Annotated in this window: 23 protein-coding genes; 13 read left to right on the top strand and 10 right to left on the bottom strand. The window is 62.2% G+C overall.

Annotated features, from left to right (window positions below; translation table 11 throughout):
* The first annotated feature begins 6 nt into the window (after positions 1–6).
* Positions 7–642 (top strand): pseudouridine synthase, encoded by a 636-nt coding sequence (locus PSH90_RS23050; protein ID WP_305381588.1) that lies wholly within the window; start codon positions 7–9, stop codon positions 640–642.
* Here the strand turns inward: PSH90_RS23050 and PSH90_RS23045 are convergent.
* Positions 637–846, bottom strand: a complete 210-nt coding sequence (locus tag PSH90_RS23045; RefSeq protein WP_016773053.1) for a DUF2788 domain-containing protein — start codon at positions 844–846, stop codon at positions 637–639. The genes PSH90_RS23050 and PSH90_RS23045 overlap by 6 nt on opposite strands.
* A gap of 170 nt (positions 847–1,016) precedes the next feature.
* Complete coding sequence (locus tag PSH90_RS23040; protein ID WP_007909658.1) at positions 1,017–1,496, bottom strand: Lrp/AsnC family transcriptional regulator; 480 nt, start codon at positions 1,494–1,496, stop codon at positions 1,017–1,019.
* A 450-nt stretch (positions 1,497–1,946) separates the two neighbouring features.
* Here PSH90_RS23040 and PSH90_RS23035 point away from each other — a divergent pair, with 450 nt between their 5' ends.
* Positions 1,947–2,885, top strand: coding sequence for a DUF6515 family protein (locus tag PSH90_RS23035; RefSeq protein ID WP_305381586.1), 939 nt, complete (start codon positions 1,947–1,949; stop codon positions 2,883–2,885).
* Here PSH90_RS23035 and PSH90_RS23030 read toward each other — a convergent pair.
* Both PSH90_RS23030 and PSH90_RS23025 read right to left on the bottom strand, forming a co-directional pair.
* Positions 2,879–3,775, bottom strand: coding sequence for a cation diffusion facilitator family transporter (locus PSH90_RS23030; RefSeq protein WP_073475637.1), 897 nt, complete (start codon positions 3,773–3,775; stop codon positions 2,879–2,881). The two genes, PSH90_RS23035 and PSH90_RS23030, sit on opposite strands and share 7 nt — an antisense overlap.
* Before the next feature lie 13 nt (positions 3,776–3,788).
* Positions 3,789–4,208 carry a polyribonucleotide nucleotidyltransferase gene (locus tag PSH90_RS23025; RefSeq protein ID WP_305381584.1) on the bottom strand — a complete coding sequence of 140 codons (420 nt, stop codon included), beginning with the start codon at positions 4,206–4,208 and terminating at the stop codon, positions 3,789–3,791.
* A gap of 110 nt (positions 4,209–4,318) precedes the next feature.
* Here PSH90_RS23025 and hrpB point away from each other — a divergent pair, with 110 nt between their 5' ends.
* The 3 genes from hrpB to PSH90_RS23010 all read left to right on the top strand — a co-directional run bounded on the left by hrpB (position 4,319) and on the right by PSH90_RS23010 (position 7,979).
* Positions 4,319–6,838, top strand: coding sequence for an ATP-dependent helicase HrpB (gene hrpB / locus PSH90_RS23020; protein WP_305381582.1), 2,520 nt, complete (start codon positions 4,319–4,321; stop codon positions 6,836–6,838).
* A gap of 129 nt (positions 6,839–6,967) precedes the next feature.
* Positions 6,968–7,540 carry a hypothetical protein gene (locus PSH90_RS23015; protein WP_256810310.1) on the top strand — a complete coding sequence of 191 codons (573 nt, stop codon included), beginning with the start codon at positions 6,968–6,970 and terminating at the stop codon, positions 7,538–7,540.
* A 13-nt stretch (positions 7,541–7,553) separates the two neighbouring features.
* Positions 7,554–7,979, top strand: a complete 426-nt coding sequence (locus tag PSH90_RS23010) for a hypothetical protein (protein WP_052392144.1) — start codon at positions 7,554–7,556, stop codon at positions 7,977–7,979.
* An 11-nt stretch (positions 7,980–7,990) separates the two neighbouring features.
* On the opposite strand, the gene PSH90_RS23005 is transcribed toward PSH90_RS23010, so the two are convergent.
* Together PSH90_RS23005 and PSH90_RS23000 are read right to left on the bottom strand one after the other, a co-directional pair.
* Entirely contained in the window at positions 7,991–9,070 is a 1,080-nt protein-coding gene (locus PSH90_RS23005; protein WP_236168724.1) for an endonuclease/exonuclease/phosphatase family protein, read from the bottom strand.
* A 75-nt stretch (positions 9,071–9,145) separates the two neighbouring features.
* Positions 9,146–9,820 (bottom strand): YciC family protein, encoded by a 675-nt coding sequence (locus PSH90_RS23000; protein ID WP_016773061.1) that lies wholly within the window; start codon positions 9,818–9,820, stop codon positions 9,146–9,148.
* Between the two features lie 177 nt (positions 9,821–9,997).
* Between PSH90_RS23000 and PSH90_RS22995 the strand changes: the two genes are divergently transcribed.
* From PSH90_RS22995 to PSH90_RS22975, 5 genes are all read left to right on the top strand, one after another.
* Entirely contained in the window at positions 9,998–10,759 is a 762-nt protein-coding gene (locus PSH90_RS22995) for a DUF2076 domain-containing protein (protein WP_305381581.1), read from the top strand.
* A 285-nt stretch (positions 10,760–11,044) separates the two neighbouring features.
* On the top strand, positions 11,045–11,524 hold the full coding sequence (locus tag PSH90_RS22990) for an NYN domain-containing protein (RefSeq protein WP_095181882.1): 480 nt from the start codon (positions 11,045–11,047) through the stop codon (positions 11,522–11,524).
* Between the two features lie 35 nt (positions 11,525–11,559).
* Positions 11,560–12,165, top strand: a complete 606-nt coding sequence (locus PSH90_RS22985; protein WP_095181881.1) for a PolC-type DNA polymerase III — start codon at positions 11,560–11,562, stop codon at positions 12,163–12,165.
* 324 nt (positions 12,166–12,489) lie between these two features.
* Positions 12,490–13,425, top strand: a complete 936-nt coding sequence (gene yedA, locus PSH90_RS22980) for a drug/metabolite exporter YedA (RefSeq protein ID WP_110602775.1) — start codon at positions 12,490–12,492, stop codon at positions 13,423–13,425.
* 52 nt (positions 13,426–13,477) lie between these two features.
* The gene (locus tag PSH90_RS22975) at positions 13,478–14,818 is read left to right on the top strand and encodes a DEAD/DEAH box helicase (RefSeq protein ID WP_024014423.1); all 1,341 of its coding nucleotides are present in this window, start codon (positions 13,478–13,480) and stop codon (positions 14,816–14,818) included.
* A 34-nt stretch (positions 14,819–14,852) separates the two neighbouring features.
* Here the strand turns inward: PSH90_RS22975 and PSH90_RS22970 are convergent, their stop codons facing one another.
* Together PSH90_RS22970 and PSH90_RS22965 are read right to left on the bottom strand one after the other, a co-directional pair.
* Complete coding sequence (locus PSH90_RS22970; RefSeq protein ID WP_305381579.1) at positions 14,853–16,133, bottom strand: TIGR03862 family flavoprotein; 1,281 nt, start codon at positions 16,131–16,133, stop codon at positions 14,853–14,855.
* Between the two features lie 294 nt (positions 16,134–16,427).
* Positions 16,428–17,348, bottom strand: a complete 921-nt coding sequence (locus tag PSH90_RS22965) for a histone deacetylase (protein ID WP_073475620.1) — start codon at positions 17,346–17,348, stop codon at positions 16,428–16,430.
* An 82-nt stretch (positions 17,349–17,430) separates the two neighbouring features.
* Between PSH90_RS22965 and PSH90_RS22960 the strand changes: the two genes are divergently transcribed.
* The 3 genes from PSH90_RS22960 (at position 17,431) to PSH90_RS22950 (ending at position 19,571) form a co-directional block, all read left to right on the top strand.
* Complete coding sequence (locus PSH90_RS22960; RefSeq protein ID WP_024014420.1) at positions 17,431–18,000, top strand: GNAT family N-acetyltransferase; 570 nt, start codon at positions 17,431–17,433, stop codon at positions 17,998–18,000.
* Between the two features lie 111 nt (positions 18,001–18,111).
* Complete coding sequence (tesB, locus tag PSH90_RS22955; protein WP_016773073.1) at positions 18,112–18,981, top strand: acyl-CoA thioesterase II; 870 nt, start codon at positions 18,112–18,114, stop codon at positions 18,979–18,981.
* A complete protein-coding gene (locus tag PSH90_RS22950; protein ID WP_305381578.1) occupies positions 18,978–19,571 on the top strand; it encodes an HAD family hydrolase in 594 nt (197 codons plus the stop codon). The genes tesB and PSH90_RS22950 overlap by 4 nt, the downstream gene beginning before the upstream one ends.
* 131 nt (positions 19,572–19,702) lie before the next feature.
* On the opposite strand, the gene PSH90_RS22945 is transcribed toward PSH90_RS22950, so the two are convergent.
* Positions 19,703–20,656 (bottom strand): alpha/beta fold hydrolase, encoded by a 954-nt coding sequence (locus PSH90_RS22945; protein ID WP_305381576.1) that lies wholly within the window; start codon positions 20,654–20,656, stop codon positions 19,703–19,705.
* A complete protein-coding gene (locus tag PSH90_RS22940; RefSeq protein ID WP_305381574.1) occupies positions 20,657–21,541 on the bottom strand; it encodes a neutral zinc metallopeptidase in 885 nt (294 codons plus the stop codon).
* Positions 21,542–21,783: the final 242 nt, after the last annotated feature.

Genomic DNA, 21,783 nt, shown 5'->3' with positions numbered 1-21,783 from the left:
TCTCTTATGTCCCGTCCCCCGCGTCCACCTTCGCGCCGTCCCGGTGTGAAGCCGCAATCGTCCTCGCCACGCCGTGTCGCAAAAGCGCCGCCGGCCGAGCCGAAGCTGATCCTGTTCAACAAACCCTTCGATGTGCTGACGCAGTTCAGCGACGGTGAAGGGCGGGCGACGCTCAAGGATTACATCGATGTGCCGGGGATTTATCCGGCCGGACGTCTGGATCGTGACAGCGAAGGTTTGTTGCTGCTGACCAACGACGGCCAGTTGCAGGCGCGCATCGCCGATCCGAAACACAAACTGGCGAAGACCTATTGGGTGCAGGTGGAGGGCGAGCCGACGGCTGAGCAGTTGCAGCGCCTGCGCGATGGCGTCGAGCTGAATGACGGCATGACCCTGCCCGCCCAAGCGCGGCAACTGGCTGAGCCGCAGTTGTGGCCGCGCAATCCGCCGGTACGCTTTCGCGCGACCATACCGACTTCGTGGCTGGAACTGGTGATTCGCGAAGGGCGCAACCGTCAGGTGCGGCGCATGACGGCGGCGGTCGGGCTGCCGACGTTGCGTCTGGTGCGAGTCAGGATTGGCGACTGGACCCTTGAAGGGCTGGATCAGGGCGAGTGGCGGGAAGTGCCGGCGCGCTTATAAGGCGCCGGATTCGATCAGGCCGATCACCACACTCTTGATGATGAACGCGGCCACGCCCAGGCCCAGCACGAAAAACAGAATGAACGAGCCGAACCGCCCGGCCTTGGACTTCTTCGCCAGATCCCAGACGATGAAACCCATGAAAATGATCAGGATGCTGACCAGACCGGTCATCATCCACTCTTCGAACAGTGCTGGATCCATTGGCGATCTCCGGCGCGGACAGGGCTGAAAGGGCGGCGGCGAGTATACGCCAAGGGCGGATGGCGAGGCATTGATCTGGGTCGCTTGTGCCGGCTCCTTCGCGAGCAGGCGCGCTCCCACAGGTTGAAATGCATTCCCCTGTGGGAGCGAGCCTGCTCGCGAAAGCGATATCAGCTACGCAAATGAGTCAGCGGCAGTTCGGTGCTGTTGAGCACCTGGTTCAGCACAAAACTCGACCGCACGCTGGTGACCCCCTCGATCCGCGTCAGATGCCCCAACAGCAACTTTTGATAGTGATCCATATCCGGCACCACCACTTTCAACTGGTAGTCGGCATCCACTCCGGTCACCAGACTGCATTCCAGCACTTGCGGCAACGTGCGGATTGCCGCCTCGAAATTCTCGAAGCGCTCGGGGGTGTGCCGATCCATGCCGATCAGCACATACGCCGTCAGGCTCAAGCCGAGCATCTTGCGATCGAGCAGCGCAACCTGGCGCGAAATATAGCCATCGTCTTCCAGTTGCTTGACCCGGCGCGAGCAAGGCGAGGGCGACAGACCGATGCGCTCGGCCAGTTCCTGGTTGGAGATACGGGCGTCGCGCTGCAATTCCGCCAAAATACTCAGGTCATACCGGTCAAGTTTGCTCATCAATCTGTCCTTGGTCGTAACTATTGCGGCAGATTATCTATCCAGGGTTAAAAATTGCGCAAGCGGTGTTTAATTGAGCAATTTTCGCAATCCTCTGTCGCAGCCTCAGGCTTATTCTTAACACCAGAATCACTGCTCGGTAACACAGTCCACGCGGCCCGCCCAATCAGGCCCGCCGCGGCCGCCACCCCCACCGGGGATGTGCCGGCCCCCGAGCTGCACACTGTCCAGAAGACGGCGTGAGGTGAGCCGACGTCAAAAGCGTCGAGCCAGGACGAAGTTCTCCAGAAGGGAGGCCGACGGGTCTCCCTTTTTTCTTGCCTGCGATTTCATGTTGGCGCCTCAATAAATAAGTCGCGCGACTGATAACCTGTTGCAGAACCCGATGGGGCTGTTTCGAGTCTCAGCAACAAGCCCTGCCAACGACAGGCTCCCACAGTGAGGAAAAGCATGAATTCGCGCATCTGGCGTCTGGCCGGTGTTGGTTTGCTGTGTGTGGGGGGCAGTGCGCAAGCGCTGGCCGATGAGCCGCAGAATCGCGGGCCGGGCAACGGGCCGCAGAACGACGGGATCATCCGTGGCGACAACAGCCGTCAGTTCGAGCACAACGGCCACCCGCACAACAATGACGGTCAATGGCAGAACCGCAACCGTGTCGATGATCGTCCAGAACCGCCTCGCCAGCCGGGCAACAACCTGCCGATCCAGCCGCGACCCGACGCCGTGCACCAGACTCAGGAGCCGCGTCAGGGTTACTACCGCGACGAGCGCCCGCAGAACGGTTACCACAATCAGCAATGGCAGACGCGGCCACGTCCCGATGACAACCGCTGGCCGGGACGGCCGAACGGTCATGGCAATGGCTGGGGGCCTGGCCCGCAATATCGTCCGGGCCATGTGATCGATCGTTTCCCGGATCGTGATTACCGCGTGCCGTATCGCGGTCAGGATTACTTCTATTCCGGCGGCTACTGGTATCGCCCGCAAGGCCCGCGCTACATCGTCGTGCAGCCGCCGCGCGGGATCCGCATCCAGTATTTGCCGGATTACGCCCGTGAAGTGTGGATCGGCGGCTCGCTGCTGTTCCTCGCCGCCGGCTCGTATTACGCCTATCAAGAGGCGACGCAGGATTACGTGGTCGTCGAGCCGCCGCTGCAGCAACCGCCGCAACCGCAATCTCAAGGCTATGACGTCGAAGCCTACCCGGCCAACGGCCAGTCACCGCAGCAGGTGCAGCAGGACGGTTACCAGTGCTCGCAGTACGCTGTGCAGCAAAGCGGTTTCGACCCGCGCACCGCGACCTACCAACCGGCGCCCGAGGTGGTTCAGGCTTATCGCCAGGCGCAGGGCAACTGCTTGAGCAGTCGCGGTTACCAAGTCAATTATTGAGTGCGGGCGGCGAGCACCACTTCCTGTGGGTCGGCGTGCACCAGCACTTCGGCCTTCGGATATTCCTTGTGGATCGCCGCCGCCGCTTGATCGCTGATGCCATGGGCGACTGACAGGGTCAGTTCGCCCGGCAATTCCAGGTGCAATTGCACGAACCAGTGGTTGCCCGAGATCCGCGTGCGCAAGTCATGCGCACCGAGCACCCCCGGCACGCTGCACGCCAGTTCGAGCATGTGCTGGCTGACATCGGTCGGCAACTCCTCGTCCATCAACACCGAAAAACTTTCCCGGGCGATCTGAATCGCACTCCAGAAAATGTACACGGCGATCCCCAGCCCGAACCACGCGTCCAGTTGCGCAAAACCCATCCCGGCCAACACCAGCGCGATGAGGATGCTGCCGTTGAGCAGCAGGTCCGAACGGTAATGCAGGGAGTCGGCGCGCACGGCGTTGGAGCCGGTCTGCTTGATCACCCGGTGCTGCAACATCAGCAGCGCCGCCGTCAGCAGCAGGGAAAACACGATCACACCGATGCTCAGCCACGGTGCGCCAAGCGGTTCCGGCGTCTGCAAGCGTTGGTAGGCCTGAAACGCGATCAACACCGCGCTGCCACCGATGAACAACGCCTGCGCCATGCCCGCCAGCGATTCGGCTTTGCCGTGGCCATAACGGTGATCGTCATCCGCCGGGCGCAAGGCGTAATGCACTGCCAGCAGATTGAGCATTGAAGTGACGCCATCCAGCGCCGAGTCGGTGAGGCCGGCGAGCATGCTCACCGATCCGCTGAGCCACCAGGCAATCGCCTTGGCGACGATCAGCGTGCACGCGACCGCCACCGAGGCGCGGGTCGCCAGCCGCAGCAGGCGGGCGTGTTCGGGGCTGGAGGTCATTGAACGTCCTTATTCAAGCGGCCGGTTGCAGGCTGAACATCGCCAGTTGCTGAGTGCTGCCCTTGTGCTGGATCAGGCGCGGATCATCCAGAGGAAAATCTCGGCCCAGCTCGCTCTCAAGAATCGCCTGCAACTTGTGATTGTCGACCTGTCCATCCGGGCCGATGGCTTGCTTGAGCTTGACCGGATCGATCTGCGCGGTGTGGCCCGGTTCGAAATAGATCGCCCCGGTGGCGAAGTCGACGGCAAACGCGATCAGCCCGGGAATGATATAGAACAGCAGGCCGACGGCATCGAGCACGGCAATCGCCGGGTCGATCTTGCCGTCGATCTGGCCACGGCGGTCCGGGTAGAAGATCGAACCGCACGCTGACATTTGCGTGAGCAGAGTGGCAACCAGAACACCGCCGATCAGGCGAGAGGGTAAGCGCATGGAAATGTCTCCTGAGTCATCAAATAACGAAGCTTCGTCTTGTGAAGTTAAGACCCTGACGAACGTCAGACAGTTCGTCGTTATACTCGCCGCTCTGTTTGGGAGCCAGCATGATTTCTTTGCCGATCGACGATGTTTTACCCGCCCTGCGTGAAGCCCTTGCGTCACGCAACGAAGCCGTGCTCGAAGCACCGCCCGGCGCCGGTAAGACCACCCGCGTGCCCTTGGCCTTGCTCAACGAAGCCTGGCTGGCCGGGCAGACCATCGTCATGCTCGAACCACGGCGTCTGGCCGCGCGCGCAGCGGCGGAACGTTTGGCCAGCGAGCTCGGCGAGCAGGTCGGTGAAACCGTCGGCTATCGCATCCGCCTCGACAGCAAAGTCGGCCCGAAGACGCGTATCGAAGTGGTCACCGAAGGCATTCTCACCCGGCGCTTGCAGGACGACCCGGCGCTGGAGGGTGTGGGCTTACTGATCTTCGACGAATTTCATGAACGCAGTCTCGACGCCGATCTGGCGCTGGCCCTCAGTCTGAACGGTCGCGAGCTGTTTCGCGCTGAACAGCCGCTGAAGATTCTGCTGATGTCGGCCACCCTCGAAGGCGAGCGCCTGGCGGGCTTGCTCGATGACGCGCCGATCCTGCGCAGCGAAGGCCGCATGTATCCGGTGACGATGCGCTGGGGCCGGCCGTTTCAGCCGGGCGAATATATCGACCAGCGGGTTACCCAAACCGTGCTCGAAGCGCTGCACGACGAGACCGGCAGCCTGTTGGTGTTCCTGCCCGGGCAAGCGGAGATCCGTCGCGTACATCAGCAACTGGTCGACGCAATCGGCGAGCGCAAAGACATCTTGCTGTGCCCGTTGCACGGTGAACTCGACCTCAATGCGCAACGCGCGGCGATCGATCCGGCGCCGCCCGGTCAGCGCAAAGTGGTGCTGGCAACCAACATCGCCGAGACCAGCCTGACCATCAACGGCGTGCGCGTGGTCATCGATGCCGGGCTGGCGCGGGTGCCGCGTTTCGACCCGGGCAGCGGCATGACCCGCCTCGACACTCAACGCATCTCCAAGGCCAGCGCCACCCAGCGTGCCGGCCGCGCCGGGCGATTGGAGCCGGGCGTGTGTTATCGCCTGTGGTCACAGGATCAGCACGAACAACTGGCGGCCTATGGCAGCGCGGAAATTCTCTCGGCGGATCTGGCCAGCCTCGCCTTGCAACTCGGGCGCTGGGGCGTGACCCCGGGCGAACTGGTCTGGCTGGATGTGCCGCCAGCGGCCGCGTATGCGCAAGCGCAGGATCTGCTGCAACGGCTCGGCGCCTTGCACGGCGACACGCTGACGGCCCACGGCCAGGCGATGGCTGAATTGCCGGCGCATCCGCGCATTGCGCATTTGCTGTTGCGCGGTCAGGCATTGGGGCTGGCGGCGATGGCCTGCGATGTGGCGGCGCTGCTCGGCGAGCGCGATATCCTGCGCGGCGCTGGCGCGGATCTGCACAGCCGATTGGTCCTGCTTTCCGGCCAAGAACGTGCCGGTCGTGGGGCGCAGGGCGGGGTGCAACGTGCCCGGCAATTGGCTCGGCAATATCGCGGCTATCTGCGCGGCAAGCCGAGCGAGCCGGTCAGCGATGCCGAGCATCCACGCTGGCTCGGCGCGCTATTGGCGCTGGCCTACCCGGATCGCGTCGCCCAGCAACGGCGTGCCGGGGGGGCCGAATACCGGTTGGCCAACGGTCGCGCCGCGCTGTTCGCTGAGGCCGATAGCCTGATGAAGCACGAGTGGATCGTTATCGCCGACCTTGGCAGCCGTCAGGGCCAGCGCGAAGAACGCATCTATCTGGCGGCGGATTTCGACCCGGCGCTGTTCGATTCGGTGCTCGCCGAGCAAGTGCGCAGCGTCGACCAACTCGATTGGGATGAACGCGAAGGCGTGCTGCGTGCCGAGCGCCAGCGCAAGGTCGGCGAGCTGATTCTCAGTCGCGAACCGTTGACCGGTCTGGATGAAAACACGCGCAGTCAGGCACTGGTCAATCTGGTACGACGCAAGGGTCTGGAGCTGCTGCCATGGACGCCGGAACTGCGCCAGTGGCAAGCGCGGGTGGCGCTGTTGCGTCAGCTCGATCTGCGCACTCAGGACGACAGCCAATGGCCGGATGTCAGCGATACAGCGCTGCTCAATACCCTGGAAGACTGGCTGATGCCGTATCTGGGCAAGGTCTCGCGGCTGAGCCATTTCGCCAACCTCGACCTGTCGAGCATCGTGCGCAATCTGCTGCCGTGGCCGCTGCCGCAGAAGCTCGACGAACTGGCGCCGCATCATTTGAGCGTGCCGTCGGGTTCATCGATTCGCCTGGATTACAGCGACCATCCACCGATTCTCGCGGTGCGCTTGCAGGAGCTGTTTGGTCTGGCCGATACGCCTCGGATTGCCGGCGGGAGGCAAGTGGTCAAGCTGCATCTGCTCTCGCCAGCGCGGCGGCCGGTGCAGGTCACGCAGGATCTGGCCAACTTCTGGCGCAGTACCTATGCCGAGGTGAAGAAGGATCTGAAGGGGCGTTATCCGAAGCATTATTGGCCGGACGATCCCTTGGTCGCCGAAGCCACCGCGCGGGCAAAGCCACGCGGTACCTGAACACAATGGCAGCGCGCCATTAGCCCATCCGTGCTAATTGCCCTTGTTTGTTCAGGCTCCCAAAATCGCGGCCTGAACAATAACAAGCCTTGTTGCCTGGCAACTTGTGCCCAAGGAACGGAACTGCCCATGAGCTCTTTCTTCAAGTTCAAGAAGTTGATCTTCTTGTCGGCTGCGCTGCTGGCCGCCTCTAATCCGACAATGGCCGAAGAGTCCAACCCGATTGGCGACTGGTGGATTATCTACGGCAACGGCGTGCCCCAGAAAAACATCATGTACGTCGCCGATGCCACCTCGGTCGTGCCTTCGCAGAAAACCAAAGGCGCAACCATGGTCGCAGTGACCCTGGTGTATGAAGAGCCGGGCAAACCGATGATCGACGTCTACAACCTCGAAGCCCAATGCTCTACGGGCAAGGTGCGTTTTATCAATGGCCAGTCCATCGAGCGTCTTGCCTACACCATGCGTCATCTGAAAGTTGCCAATCAATGGCAGACCCCCAAAGAGTTCTGGGTCCAGCAAGCGCTGAAGTTTGCCTGCGCCCCTGGCAGTCGCGCGAAAAACGACATGGCCGCCGTGGGCAAGATGGAATACCTGCAGATGATCGAGATGCTGCAGCAGATGTTCTTCAAGCTCGCGCCGATCCAGCAAAAGAGCCAGATGATGGACAACATCGACAGCCTGCTCGAACTCAAGAAATAGGCCGGGGCGACCAATGACTTACACACGTTTGTGGCTGGCAACCCTAGTGGCAGGATTGCTCTTGAGCGGTTGTGGCACTATCGCGCAGAGCCGCTGGGAAGGCCGCGATCTCCAGGAAGCACTGGACCTGTTCGGCACGCCTGATTCGATGAAAAAAGAAATCGGCCCAAATGGCGAACCCTTGGCCGTGCTGACCTGGTACAAGTCCGCGAGCTGGACCACCACCGAAGCGGCTGGCACTTCGATGACCCATACCGGCAACGGCATGGTGTACACCGAGCATTATCAGCAAGTTGGGCACAGTTCCGATTGCAAATTGCAGGCGAAGATCGATCAACAGAAGAAGATTGCACAGTTCCTGATCGAGGACGGGCGAATCCTGCATGGCAAGTGCCTGGGCGTCCGGTTTGTCCCCGGTTACATTCCGCCCGGCTTCTAAGGGCATAGCGCTTATGGCGCAGCGGGTAGCAAGAAGCGCGCAATCACCGGCAAGTGGTCGGAGATGCGCAAGGTATCGTCCTGTCGCACCTGGGCTTGCAGGCGTTTGAGCTTCGGGCTGTAGAACAGATAATCCACCGTGCGATCCGGGCCGTTGAGGCCGGGGTCGTTGGGGTAATGGGTCAGCCATTTGGCCCGGTCGATGCCGCCAGCCTCGTTGTTGGTCGGGATCATCGGGTATTTGTCCCACAGCAAGTGCAGTTCGCTGTCGGCAGAGTAGGGCGTGCGGCGCTCCACGGGCAGGCGCCGGTACTGGCCCAGCGGCAGCAGATTGAAATCGCCACCGATCAGCCAGGGCAGGCCTTGGCTTTCATACTTGTCGAGCACCTTGGCCACGGCGGCGACTTGCGCCTGCAAGTGGCCGTCCGGCTCGCTGGCGCGCTGCAGATGGGTGTTGAATACGGTCAGTTGTCCGCCATCGCTGAGCGGCAGTTTGACTGCCAGCAAAGCGTCTTTGGGCTGGAACTGGCGGCTGATGAAGTTGCTCGGGGCCACGGGCAGTTGCAGGCGTTCGGCGTGTTCGATGCGATAGCGACTCAAGGTGGCCAACTGGCGGCCGACGCTGCCGTAGATATGTGGCTCGGGAACAAAATCCGCCTTCCAGTCGAAGGCGCTGGTGCTGCACGGGTACAGATCGGCGACGCGTTCCTGCAACAGCTTTAGCTGATTCTGGTAATCGCTGGCCTTGGCGCCGTCGTCGAGCTCCTGCAACAGCACCACATCGGGTTGTTCGTCGCGGATCACCCGCGCCACTTCGTCGAGGCTGAAGGCCATGTCTTCGGCGGTCGGCGCTTCGTCGTCGCCCTGAGCCAGGTCATTCCAGAATACGTAGCGCTTGCCGGCGAGGAACTGCACGTTCCAGGTCATGACTTTCAGTGCTTGCCCGGGCACCAGCGTCGGCGCCGTGGTGCTGCAACTGACCGGGAGAGTTTCGCGGGCATCGGGGCGCCAGGTCAGGCTGAACAGCAGTACGCCGAACAGGACGACGGCAAGGATGACGAGAAGCAGGGTGTAGCGCAGCAGACGGGTCATGGCTCGGCTTATAGCGTTACAGGAAGTGGCCCCGAGCATACCTGACGGCAGCCGCGAAGCCCAAGCACGGCGCGGTCAGACCGCTCCGTTACGTTTGTCAGGCAATTCGCTGATCAGCATGAACAGGCGGAACAGCACCACACTGGTGAACAGTTGCAGAAAGCTGTGAGCGCTGTCGATCAGCCCGGCAATCAGCGGATTCTGCGGTTCGGGGTACACCGCCAGCGTCGCGCCCTTGAGCAACCACAACGGAGTCATCACGCAGAGAATGCACAGCAGGATGCGCCAGAAGTGCCCGCGCGTCAGGCGCAGGCTTTCCTTCATCGCCTGCAACGGCCCGAGGCCGCGCAGCACCAGCAGGTATTCAGCGAAGGCGAGCATGACCATCAGCATCAGGCCCGGCAGGAAGTATAGCGACAGGCCCAGCAGAATCAGCAAGGTATTGAGCGCGGTCAGCACGGCGAAGCGTGGCCACAGGGTTGCGGCCATCGCCAGCAGGTCGCGGTTGCGCGGCGACTCGCCACGGCTGCGCGCATCGAGAAACAGGATCAGCGCGGCGGTGTACAGCGGATACACCAGCAGGCCGACGATGATGCTGACTCCGGCGAAGGTGTCCGGCCCGGTGGCGTGATCGACCGCCTGCTGCAAGAAAGCTTCGACGATCACCAGTGGCAGGCACAACTGCACGATGCTGCCCAGATGGCGTTTGAAAAAATACAAAGAGTCGCGCAGTACTTCGAGGGCATTCATCAGTCGGTATCGCAGGTCGAAAACAGTGGCTCACTTTAACCGATGCAACGCGGGGCGACACAAACGTAAACATTCGGTAAAGGTCATTGAAACGTTTTGACACTGTCTCCATTACAGGAGAGCACCACGCCCAGAGTGGGGGCGGGCACGTTATTACCGGCAATCTACGAGGTCGCCATGAACAGCGAAGAGCAAACCCTGATCGATGGACTGTTTTCCCGGCTGCAACAGGCCGAAACGGAGGCAGCCCCGCGCGACGCCCAGGCCGAGACGCGGATCAAGGAACACCTGACGCGCCAACCGGCGGCAGGCTATTTCATGACCCAGGCGATTCTGGTGCAAGAGGCCGCGCTGAAAAGCCTCGACGAGCAGAACAAGCAACTGACCCAGCAAGTCCAGCGCCTGCAGGCCGAGCTGCAATCGGCCAAGGCCCAGAGCGGCGCGCCATCGGCGAGCGGCGGCGGTGGCTTCCTGTCGAGCATTTTTGGCGGCGGCAGTTCGCGTCCGGCGCCGAGCCAGAGCGCAGCGCCGTCGTCCTCCGGCGGCTGGCGTGAACCGGCACCGCAGCAGAGCTACCAGGCACCGGCGCCACAACAGAGCTTCGGCGCCGCGCCGCCCAACTATGCGCAGCAGGCAGCCCCGGCGGCGGGCAACAGCTTCCTCGGCGGCGCGCTGAAAACCGCCGCTGGCGTGGCCGGCGGTGTGATGCTGGCGCAGGGCATCAGCAGCCTGTTCCACCACAATCAGCAACCGGAAGAAATCGTCGAGGTCATCAAGGAAGAACCGGCGCAAGTCGCCGACCAGAGCAACAACGGCTGGGGCGATGATCAGCGCGTGGCGGACAACGGCTTCTCGGGCAATGACCAGGGCGGTTTCAGCGACGCCGATTACAGCAGCGACAATTCGTCGTTCTTCGATGACGACGACTCCTTTGTCTGACATAGCCTCTGAAGGCTGACATGCACCCTGTGGCGAGGGGATTTATCCCCGTTGGCTGCGCAGCAGCCCCGCTTTTCCTGGTTAAAGCGAGGACTGCTGCGCAGCCCAGCGGGGCGGTGCGACGTTTCGCTAAATCCCCTCACCACAACACCGTTTGTCAGGGACATCTCGGCGCCAGCCGGTGATTATTCGCTGAATCTTTCTCCTGGCTGGCATACTGAGCGCCTTTTTCAGGCCTGATCGCCTGACCCCGCTTCGTGCGCTTGTGCGCCCACAGGAACTCCGGTGAAAAAAATCGCAGTGTTCGCCGATGTGCAGAACCTCTACTACACCGTGCGTCAGGCCTATGGTTGCCACTTCAACTACGCCGCATTGTGGGCGGACATCAGCAAGAACGGGCAGATCGTCGAGGCCTACGCCTACGCGATCGACCGTGGCGACAGCAAGCAGCAGCAGTTTCAGCAGATCCTGCGCAACCTCGGCTTCATCGTGAAGCTCAAGCCCTACATCCAGCGCAGCGACGGCTCGGCCAAGGGTGACTGGGACGTGGGCATTACCCTGGACATCATGGACGCCGCCGACCATGTCGACGAAGTGGTACTGGCTTCCGGTGACGGCGATTTCGACATGCTGCTCGAGCGCATCATCAACAAGCACGGCGTGCAAGCGGTGGCCTACGGCGTCCCTGGCCTTACCGCCAACTCGCTGATCCGCGCCGCCAGCCGCTACGTGCCGATCGAAGGCGCACTGTTGCTCAAGAGCTGAGCTGAACAATAGATTTGAACGGAGTACACCCCGGTTTGGAACGCATTGCAGTCATCGACTTTGAAACCACCGGCCTGTCGCCGAACAGCAGCTGCCGCGCCACGGAAATCGCCGTGGTCATGCTGGAAAACGGCCGCATCGTCGAGCGTTACCAGAGCCTGATGAACGCCGGCGTGCGCGTCCCCGCGTTCATCGAGCAACTGACCGGCATCAGCAACGCCATGCTGCGCACCGCGCCGCCGGCCGAGCGGGTGATGGAAGAGGTCAACGAATTCGTCGGCTGCACGCCGTTGCTGGCGCACAACGCCTCGTTCGACCAGAAGTTCTGGGATTTCGAACTGGGGCGGATCAAACGCACACGCCTGCAGAATTTCGCCTGTTCACTGCTGCTGGCGCGGCGCCTGATGCCGGCGGCGCCGAATCACAAGCTCGGTACGCTCACCACGTTCGCGCAGTTGCCGCACACCGGCCAGGCTCACCGGGCCATGGCCGACGCCGAGATGGCCGCCAATCTGATGGCGCATTTGGCGGAAGAGTTGCGGGGCAAGCACGGGGTGCGCGAGTTGAATCACGACCTGCTGTGCAAATTGCAGAAAGTCCCTGCGGCGAAAGTCGGCGAGCATCTGCAGCGTTATCGCTGATCCCGGGTACTCCGACTGATCGTTCCCACGCCCAGCGTGGGAATGAAGCCCGGGACGCTCCGCGTCCCTTTCAAAGCCGAACGCAGAGCGTCCGTTGAGGCATTCCCACGCGGAGCGTGGGGACGATCCATGCGGTGTGTCATTCAACGCAACTGTGACTGATACACCGCTTTCGCGAGCAGGCTCGCTCCCACAAGGACCTTAGCGGTCTCAGTTGCTTTCATGCAAAAGTGTACCGGCGCGAAAAACAGGTTTTGTAACTTATTTTTGCGCGGCGGCCTTTCTAGAATAAACCGTTCACCGAATCTGACTGTCGAGCTGCCCATGCCTGCCTTGCGCCGTTTTTCCCTGCCGTTGATCGCTGCGTTTTTTGCGTTGTACGTGATTTGGGGATCGACCTATCTGGTGATTCGCATTGGCGTCGAATACTGGCCGCCGCTGTTGCTGGCCGGGGTGCGCTTCGTCATTGCCGGCAGCTTGATGTACGCCTGGCTGCGCTGGCGCGGTGCTCCTGCGCCGACCTGGGCGCAGTGGAAAGCGGCGGGGCTGGTCGGCATTCTGCTGCTCAGTTTTGGTAATGGCGCGGTCAGCGTGGCCGAGCACACTGGTGTGGCTTCCGGCGTTGCCGCGCTGGCGGTGGCAACGGTGCCACTGTTCACCTTGTTGTTCGGTTACTTCTGGGGCGCGCGCAATACGCGGCTGGAGTGGGCCGGTGTCGCGTTGGGGATTATTGGCATCGCCATGCTCAATATGGGTTCCAACCTGCAATCGAGCCCGCTCGGTGCGATGTTGCTGATCTTCGCGGCGGCGAGCTGGGCGTTCGGCTCGGTGTGGAGCAAATACCTGCCATTGCCGGCGGGGGCGATGGCCAGCGCGGTGGAAATGCTCGTCGGCGGCGTGGTCTTGCTGATCGGCAGTGCGCTGAGTGGCGAGCACCTGCAAGCCATGCCGCCGCTCGAAGGGTGGCTGGCGCTGGCCTATCTGATTTTCTTTGGCTCGATCATCGCTTTCAATTCCTACATGTATCTGCTCAAACACGTGCGCCCGGCGGCAGCGACCAGTTATGCCTACGTCAACCCGGCGGTGGCGGTGTTGCTCGGCGTGGTGTTTGTCGGCGAGACCATCGGCATCGAAGAAGCGCTGGCGATGCTGGTGATCATCAGCGCTGTGCTGCTGATCAGCCTGCCGCAGTGGCGTCGACCTGCGCAGCCACCCGTGGAAGAGGCGAAAGCCGTTCCGACGGAAGCGCGGACGAATTAGGGTAAACTGCGCGGCATTGCATCCCCGCGTCACTTTTTCCTACGGTACTCCCATGACTTTCGCCTCCCTTGGCCTGATCGAACCCTTGCTGCGCTCCCTCGAGACGCTCGGCTACCAGACCCCGACGCCGGTGCAGGCGCAAGCCATTCCGGCGGTGCTGGCCGGTCGCGACCTGATGGCAGCGGCCCAGACCGGCACCGGTAAAACTGCCGGTTTCGCCTTGCCGCTGTTGCAGTTGCTGGCCATGGAAGGGCCGAAAGTCACCGCCAACTCGGCGCGTGCGCTGATTCTGGTGCCGACCCGCGAGCTGGCGGAGCAGGTCCATGAAGCCGTGCGCCAATACGCCGAGAACCTGCCGCTGCGCACATATGCGGTGTACGGCGGTGTCAGCATCAACCCGCAGATGATGAAGCTGCGCGGCGGCGTCGATGTGCTGGTCGCCACGCCCGGTCGCTTGATCGACCTGTTCCGCCAGAACGCGCTGAAGCTCAATCAGCTGCAAACGCTGGTGCTGGATGAAGCCGACCGTATGCTCGACTTGGGCTTCTCGGAAGAACTGGCGAACATTTACCGCATGCTGCCGAAAAAGCGCCAGACCCTGCTGTTCTCCGCGACCTTCTCCGATGACATCCGCCTGCTCGCCGGGCAGATGCTCAACGATCCTTTGAGCGTCGAAGTCAGCCCGCGCAACGTCGCTGCCAACACGGTCAAGCAGTGGATCGTCACCGTGGACAAGAAGCGCAAGGCTGAACTGTTCGTGCACCTGATGCGCAAGAACAAGTGGAAGCAGGTGCTGGTGTTCGCCAAGACCCGCAACGGCGTCGATGCGCTGGTGGAAAAACTTCAGGGCCTCGGTGTGAATGCTGACGGCATCCATGGCGACAAACCGCAGGCCACGCGCCAGCGCGCGCTGGACCGTTTCAAGCTTAGCGAAGTGCAGATTCTGGTGGCGACCGACGTTGCCGCCCGTGGTCTGGACATCGAAGACTTGCCGCTGGTGGTCAACTTCGATCTGCCGATCGTCGCCGAGGATTACATTCACCGCATCGGCCGCACTGGCCGCGCGGGTGCCACCGGTGAGGCGATTTCGCTGGTGTGTGCCGATGAAGTGAACATGCTCTCGGCGATCGAAATGCTGACGCGGCAGAACCTGAAGCGCCAGAACGAACCGGATTTCGAACCCGAGCACCGCGTGCCGGACACCGACGCCAGCGGTCAGGTGATCAAGAAGCCGAAAAAACCGAAGAAGCCGAAAGCGTCGGGCGGTGGCGGTGGTAAACGCAATCTGGGCAAGTGGGTCGACAGCGGCGAGACCTCGGCACCGGAGCCATCGATCAAGCCAGTGCGCAAAGTGCCGGTGTTCAATACTGGACCGCGCAAGCGCAAACCCTGAAAGCAGCTTCGAGCGTTCAGGTGCAAGCTGCAAGTTAGAAGCGCTTTGCTTCGGCTTGCAGCTTGCAGCTCAGAACTTGCTGCTGCTTGACCCACTGCACAATACCCAACCCAGCCGCCCGCCCACTGGCGAAACACCCGGTCAGCAAGTAGCCGCCCGTCGGCGCTTCCCAGTCGAGCATCTCGCCCGCACAAAACACCCCCGGCAGCGCCTTGAGCATCAAGCGCTCATCCATCGCTTCGAACCTTACGCCACCGGCACTGCTGATCGCTTCGTCCAGCGGACGGGTTTTCACCAGAGTCAGCGGCAACGCTTTGATCGCTCGCGCCAGAAGCGCGGGATCGGCGAATGTTTCGGCATCGGTCAGCTCGCGCAACAACGCCGCTTTCACGCCATCAATCCCCACCTGACTATGCAGATGCTTGGCCATTGAGCGCGCGCCGCGTGGTTTGCTCAGCGCCGCCTGCAATTTATCCACAGGCCGGCCGGGCAGCAGGTCGATGTGGATAACCGCTGCGCCGTAGCGATTGATTTCCTCGCGTATCGGCGCCGACAGCGCATAGATCAGGCTGCCTTCGATCCCGGTCGCGGTGATCACGCATTCGCCCAGACGCGGGATATCGTCGTTTAACCCGATGGCGATGTTTTTCAGCGGCGCGCCGGCGAATTTGCTCACCATCAGCTCGCTCCAGGCTTGCACCTCGAAGCCGCAATTGCTTGGCTGCAACGGCGCCAGATCCACGCCGCGCTGCTCCAGCGGCAACATCCACGCGCCATCCGAGCCCAGGCGCGACCAACTGCCGCCGCCGAGGGCGAGCAGGGTGGCGTCGGGGTTTACGCTGATTTCGCCTTCTGGGCTGGCGATGCGCAGTGCACCGCTTGCGTCCCAGCCGAGCCAGCGATGGCGGGTGTGGATAACCACGCCGCTGTCGCGCAGGCGCTTGAGCCAGGCGCGCAACAGCGGGGCGGCCTTCATGTCGGTGGGGAACACGCGGCCGGAGCTGCCGATGAAGGTTTCGATGCCCAGTTCATTAATCCACTGGCACAGCGCATCGGCATCGAATGCGCGCAGTAGCGGGGCGATTTGCGGTGCGCGCTCAGCGTAGCGGGAGAGGAATGCCGGGTAGGCTTCGGAATGGGTGATGTTCATGCCGCCGACCCCGGCCAGCAGGAACTTGCGCCCCACCGAGGGCATGCCGTCGAAAACGTCGACGCGGATTCCGGCTTGGCTCAGCACTTCGGCGGCCATCAGGCCGGCGGGGCCACCGCCAATGATGGCGACGTGGGTGTTGGCGGGGGCGGAATTCTGGGTCATGGGCGTGCGCTGCGGTATGGCGGAACAAGGCGCGCATTCTAACAGCGCTGAACCCTGTGGGAGACCCCATGTGGGAGCGAGCCTGCTCGCGAACGCGGTCTGTCAGTCAATTAGATGCTGTAGGTGCAAAAGCTTTCGCGAGCAGGCTCGCTCCCACCGGGGGCTGCGGTGTATTTCGAGGCTGGTTAAAAAATAAACAGTGCGCTGGGCGCCTTGGCCAGCATGGCCTGCAGTCCCTTTCGCTCAGGTTATCCACAGCCAGTTCCACAGCGATTGTGGGTAACGCAGCACGTTTCAGTGACAGCCGTGTGAATCCCAGACCCGTTGCGCGCTGTGATGGAGGATGCCGTGGCGGCGGGCGAGGGCGTGGCGATCCTTGCTGTAGCCGCCGCCGATCACCCCGACCACCGGGATGTCGCGGCCCAGGCAGTGGCGCATCACCCGTTCATCGCGCTTGGCCACCCCGGCGTCGGTCAGTTGCAGATAACCAAGGGCATCGTCCTTGTGCACATCGACGCCGGCGTCGTAGAGCACCAGATCCGGTTGATACAGCGGCAGCAGGTAATTGAGCGTGTCATCGACCACCTGCAGATAGTCGGCATCGCCCATGCCCTTGGGCAGCGGAATGTCCCAGTCACTTTCGGCTTTGCGTGCGGGAAAATTCTTTTCGCAGTGCAGGGAAACGGTAATCGCCTCCGGCGTGTCGTGCAGAATCCGCGCGGTGCCGTCGCCCTGATGCACGTCGCAATCAAAGATCAGCACGCGATTGACCCGGCCGCTCTGCAACAGGTACTGGCTGATGATCGCCAGGTCATTGAAGATGCAGAAGCCGGCAGGGTAATCGTAATGAGCGTGATGGGTGCCGCCGGCCAGATGACAGGCCAGGCCATGTTCCAGCGCTTGCTCTGCGGCGAGGATCGAGCCGCCCACCGCGCGCACCGTGCGTCGCGCCAGCGCTTCGTTCCACGGCAGGCCGAGGCGCCGTTGGTCTTCGCGAGACAACTCGCCGCTCATGTAGCGTTCGATATAGCTGCGGTCATGGGCGAGGGCGAGGATGTCGTTGGGACAGATCTGCGGGCGCAGCAGGTCGGCGTCGCGGGTCAGGCCGCTGTCGACCAGGTGATCGCGCAGCAGACGAAACTTGTCCATGGGAAAGCGGTGATCCGCGGGAAACTCGGGGCTGTAGTCTTCGTGATAGATCAACGGCAAGGGCATGGCTTGTTTCGCGCAGAACCAGGGAAAGAATGAACGATCCTACCAGCGATGTAGACTCAACGGCATGGAAATGGAGGGGACGATGGAGCCGATACTGGAGCTGCAAAGCGCGCGGTTGTTGATGCGTCAGTGGCAGGACGAGGATTTGCCGGCATTCGCCGCGATGTGCGCCGATCCACAGGTCATGCGCTACTTTCCGGCGCCGTTGACCCGGCTCGAAAGTGCCGCATTGATCGGCCGCGTGCGCGGGCATTTTGCCGAGCACGGCTTTGGCCTGTGGGCGCTGGAGCGCAAGGACACGGGCGAGTTCATCGGTTTCACCGGGTTGGGCGTGGTCGGCTTCGATGCGCCGTTTACCCCGGCGGTGGAGATCGGCTGGCGGCTGGCCAAGGAACACTGGGGCCTGGGTTACGCCAGCGAAGCGGCGTGGACCGCACTGCGCGCCGGTTTCGACCAGTTGAAACTGGAGGAAATCGTCTCGTTTACCGCCGGGCAGAATGCGCAGTCGGAGAAGGTCATGCAGGCGATCGGCATGCATCACGATCCACAGGATGATTTCGATCACCCCAAGCTTGCGCTCGATCACCCGTTGCGCCGTCATGTTCTGTATCGCATCAGCCGCGAACAATGGCTGCAAACCTTGCATGAATAAGCCGACACGGACGTTTACAATGGCCGCCATCGTATTTGGCCCGTGCCAGAACCTGAATCGTCCGCCGCAGCCAAGACTGCGCGGCCATTGCTTTGTGTGAGGAGAGTCTGAATGAGCCAAGTGCTGGAAGATCTGGTCGATCTGCTGACCCTGGAACCGATCGAAGAAAACCTGTTCCGTGGTCGTAGTCAGGATCTGGGGTTCCGCCAGTTGTTCGGTGGTCAGGTGCTCGGCCAGTCGCTGTCGGCGGCCAGTCAGACGGTGGAAGAGGCGCGCCATGTGCACTCGCTGCACGGTTATTTCCTGCGCCCGGGCGATGCCAAGTTGCCGGTGGTCTATTCGGTTGATCGCGTGCGTGATGGCGGCAGCTTCAGCACCCGCCGCGTGACGGCGATCCAGAAGGGCCACCCGATCTTCACGTGCAGCGCTTCATTCCAGTACGACGAAAAAGGCTTCGAGCATCAGGGCCAGATGCCGGCGGTGGTCGGCCCGGAAAACCTGCCCTCGGAGCTGGAACTGATCCAGCAGCGTGCGCACCTGATTCCCGAGCACATGCGTGAAAAACTGCTGTGCCCGAAACCGATCGAAGTACGCCCGGTCACCGAAAAGGATCCGTACAACCCGCAACCGGCCGATCCGATCAAATATGTGTGGTTTCGCGCCGACGGCGCCCTGGCCGACATTCCTGCGCTGCACAAATACCTGCTGGCGTACGCCTCGGATTTCGGTCTGCTGACCACTTCGATGCTGCCCCACGGCAAGTCGGTCTGGCAGAAGGACATGCAGGTCGCCAGCCTCGATCACGCGCTGTGGTTCCACAACGACCTGCGCGCCGACGACTGGTTGCTCTACGCGATGGACAGCCCGTGGGCCGGCAACTCCCGTGGTTTTTCCCGTGGCAGCGTGTTCAACCGTGCCGGGCAACTGGTCGCTTCGGTGACTCAGGAAGGCCTGATCCGCCATCGCAAGGACTGGGCATGAGCCTGACCGCGGTTCGTCATTGGGTGTTCGATATGGACGGCACGCTGACTGTCGCCGTGCATGATTTCGCCGCGATTCGCGTGGCGCTGGCGATTCCGCCAGAGGACGACATCCTCACCCATCTCGCTGCATTGCCAGCGGATGAAGCAGCGGCCAAGCATGCCTGGTTGCTCGAGCACGAACGCGATCTGGCGCTGGGCTCGACCCCGGCCACCGGCGCGGTTGAGCTGGTGCGTGACCTGCATGCGCGCGGTTATCGCCTCGGCATTCTCACGCGTAATGCGCGGGAGCTGGCGCATGTCACGCTGGAGGCCATCGGCCTGGCTGACTGCTTCGCGGTCGAGAATGTGCTGGGTCGCGACGAAGCACCACCGAAACCACATCCCGGCGGTTTGCTGAAACTGGCCGAGGCCTGGCAAGTGCCGGCCAGTGACATGGTGATGGTTGGCGATTACCGCTTTGATCTGGATTGCGGCCGAGCAGCGGGGGCGCGGACGGTGCTGGTGAATCTGCCGGATAACCCGTGGCCGGAGTTGACCGATTGGCATGCGAAGGATTGTGTTGAGTTGCGGCGGATGCTGCAGGCCTGAGATCGTTGTTGTCTGATCGGACGCCTTCGCGAGCAGGCTCGCTCCCACAGGGGAATGCATTCCAACTGTGGCATTTATTCCAAATGTGGGAGCGAGCCTGCTCGAAGGGGCCGGTGAATTCAGCAAAAAACTCACTGATCAAACAGCGCCTTCTGCCCCTCCGCCGACGTCAGCATGCCATCCCCGTCATGCCCGACCCCAGGCACCTCCACCAGCCGCTGATTGACCCCCTCAGGATGGCGACGCAGCAAATAACCGAAATACAGCTTCCCGCGCATCAAGCGGTAAGCCCCTTGCGCCTCGGCCGCGCAGCTCTTGTCCAGCGCCGGGTGTTCCGGGTCGACGTCCTGCTGCCCGAGCAGATAAATCACCTCGCGTTTGACGTAAGCGCTCTCGACCTGCAACGGCGTTTGCCCTCCGGCATACACCGGCATGTCCGCCAGGCCGTACTTCCAGCGATTGAAACCCGGGCATTGTGCGTGGTCGAACGCCACTGGCCGCTGCTCGTTGAAGTACGCATAAGAAGAAGGATTGGCCACTACATAGCGCAAGCGAATACCGTTGGCCTTGAGCGCCGGCTGATCCTTGGCCAGCAGGGCGTAACGCTGCACCACCTGACCACCGCCGGAGTGGCCGAAGATCACGATCTGCTTCACGTCCGGAAACTGTTTGCGGTCGCTGAGCCGCGCGACGATTTCGTCCAGCGCCGCATAGGAACTCAGCGGATTCGGCCCGGTGGACAAGCCGCCGCCCATCCACTCGTCGCCCTGCCAGCGCAGCACCGTCGGCGGCAAGGAATACAGGGTGACGTCGCTTTCATTGAGAAACTGCGGAGCGATCACCAGCGTGTGCGCGGTCTGCCCGGCGAGTTCGGCGGCGCTTTCCGCGCTTTTGCGGTAGGTCTCGGCGTTGCGCAGGCGACCGTGAATGACGACCAGCACCCGCTCGATCTTCTCAGGTGCCGGGCCGATGCCCACTGCCATTTCCCCGGCCTTGAGTTGCAGGCGACCGGGGCTGATCGCGTCGACGCCGGCCGCTTGCGCGGTGCCGGCGATGAACAGTAACGCCACAAGCCATTTATGCATTTACAGGGTTTTCGCCGCGAAGGTGTCGCACTGGCTTACCTGGCCTTGCGCGAATCCGGTTTTGAACCAGCGCACCCTTTGCGCTGACGTACCGTGGGTAAACGAGTCCGGGACCACACGGCCCTGGCCCTGTTGCTGCAAGCGATCATCGCCGATGGCGTTGGCGGCGTTCAAGGCTTCTTCGATGTCGCCGGGCTCCAGCCAGTTCAGGCGTTTTTGCGCGTTGTATGCCCAGACGCCGGCGAGACAGTCGGCCTGCAATTCCTGACGAACCAGCAAGCCGCCGTCGCCTTCCATTTGCCGGCCTTGCTGACGCGCCGTCTGCATCTTCGCTGAGACGCCCAGCAGCGTCTGCACATGGTGGCCGACTTCGTGCGCAATCACGTAAGCCTGAGCGAAATCGCCGGCGGCTTTGAAGCGCTGCGACATTTCCTGAAAGAACGCCATGTCCAGATAGACCTTCTGGTCTGCCGGGCAATAGAACGGGCCGGTGGCAGAAGTGGCCATGCCGCACGCGGAGTTCACTCGATTGCTGAACAGCACCAGTGTCGGGTCTTTGTATTGGCGTCCGGCCTGCTGGAAGATTGGACCCCAGGTGTCTTCGGTGTCGCCAAGGATCGAACGGACGAATTCGGCCTGTTCATCATTGGCCGGTGGCGCCTGACGGGTTTGCGAGGAGGGCGCCGGTTGGTCCATCTGGCCGGTCAACTGGCCGAGGATCTGCATCGGGTCCTGGCCGGTGAGCCAGCCGATGCCGACGATCAGCACAATAGCGGTCAGGCTCAGGCCCTTGCCGCCACCGAAGCGCATGCCGCCACCACCGCCGGCATCATCACCCCGGGCGTCGACGACGTTGTCACTGCGTCGGCCTTTTTTCCATAGCATGTGGGAATCCTCTTTTATTGCCGGTGATGAATCTGCTGGTGATGAGTGTTGCCGCTGTGTGAGTGTGGCGCCAGTCCGGTCGTCCGTCCATGCACACGCGCCCACATGGTGCGGGCCTGGTATTGACGGTCGAGCGGGCCGTGAATTCAATCCCGAGTGGAATTTCTTCCGTTGAATTCATGAACCCGCTGTTTCGACGGCAGTCTGTGATGTTGCACACTGGCCGGACGCCGAAGTGGCGG

The organism is Pseudomonas sp. FP1762 (genome assembly GCF_030687105.1).
Lineage (GTDB): Bacteria > Pseudomonadota > Gammaproteobacteria > Pseudomonadales > Pseudomonadaceae > Aquipseudomonas > Aquipseudomonas siliginis.
The sequence above is the reverse complement of the archived record's forward strand: the minus strand, read 5'-3'. Positions and strand labels throughout refer to the sequence as shown.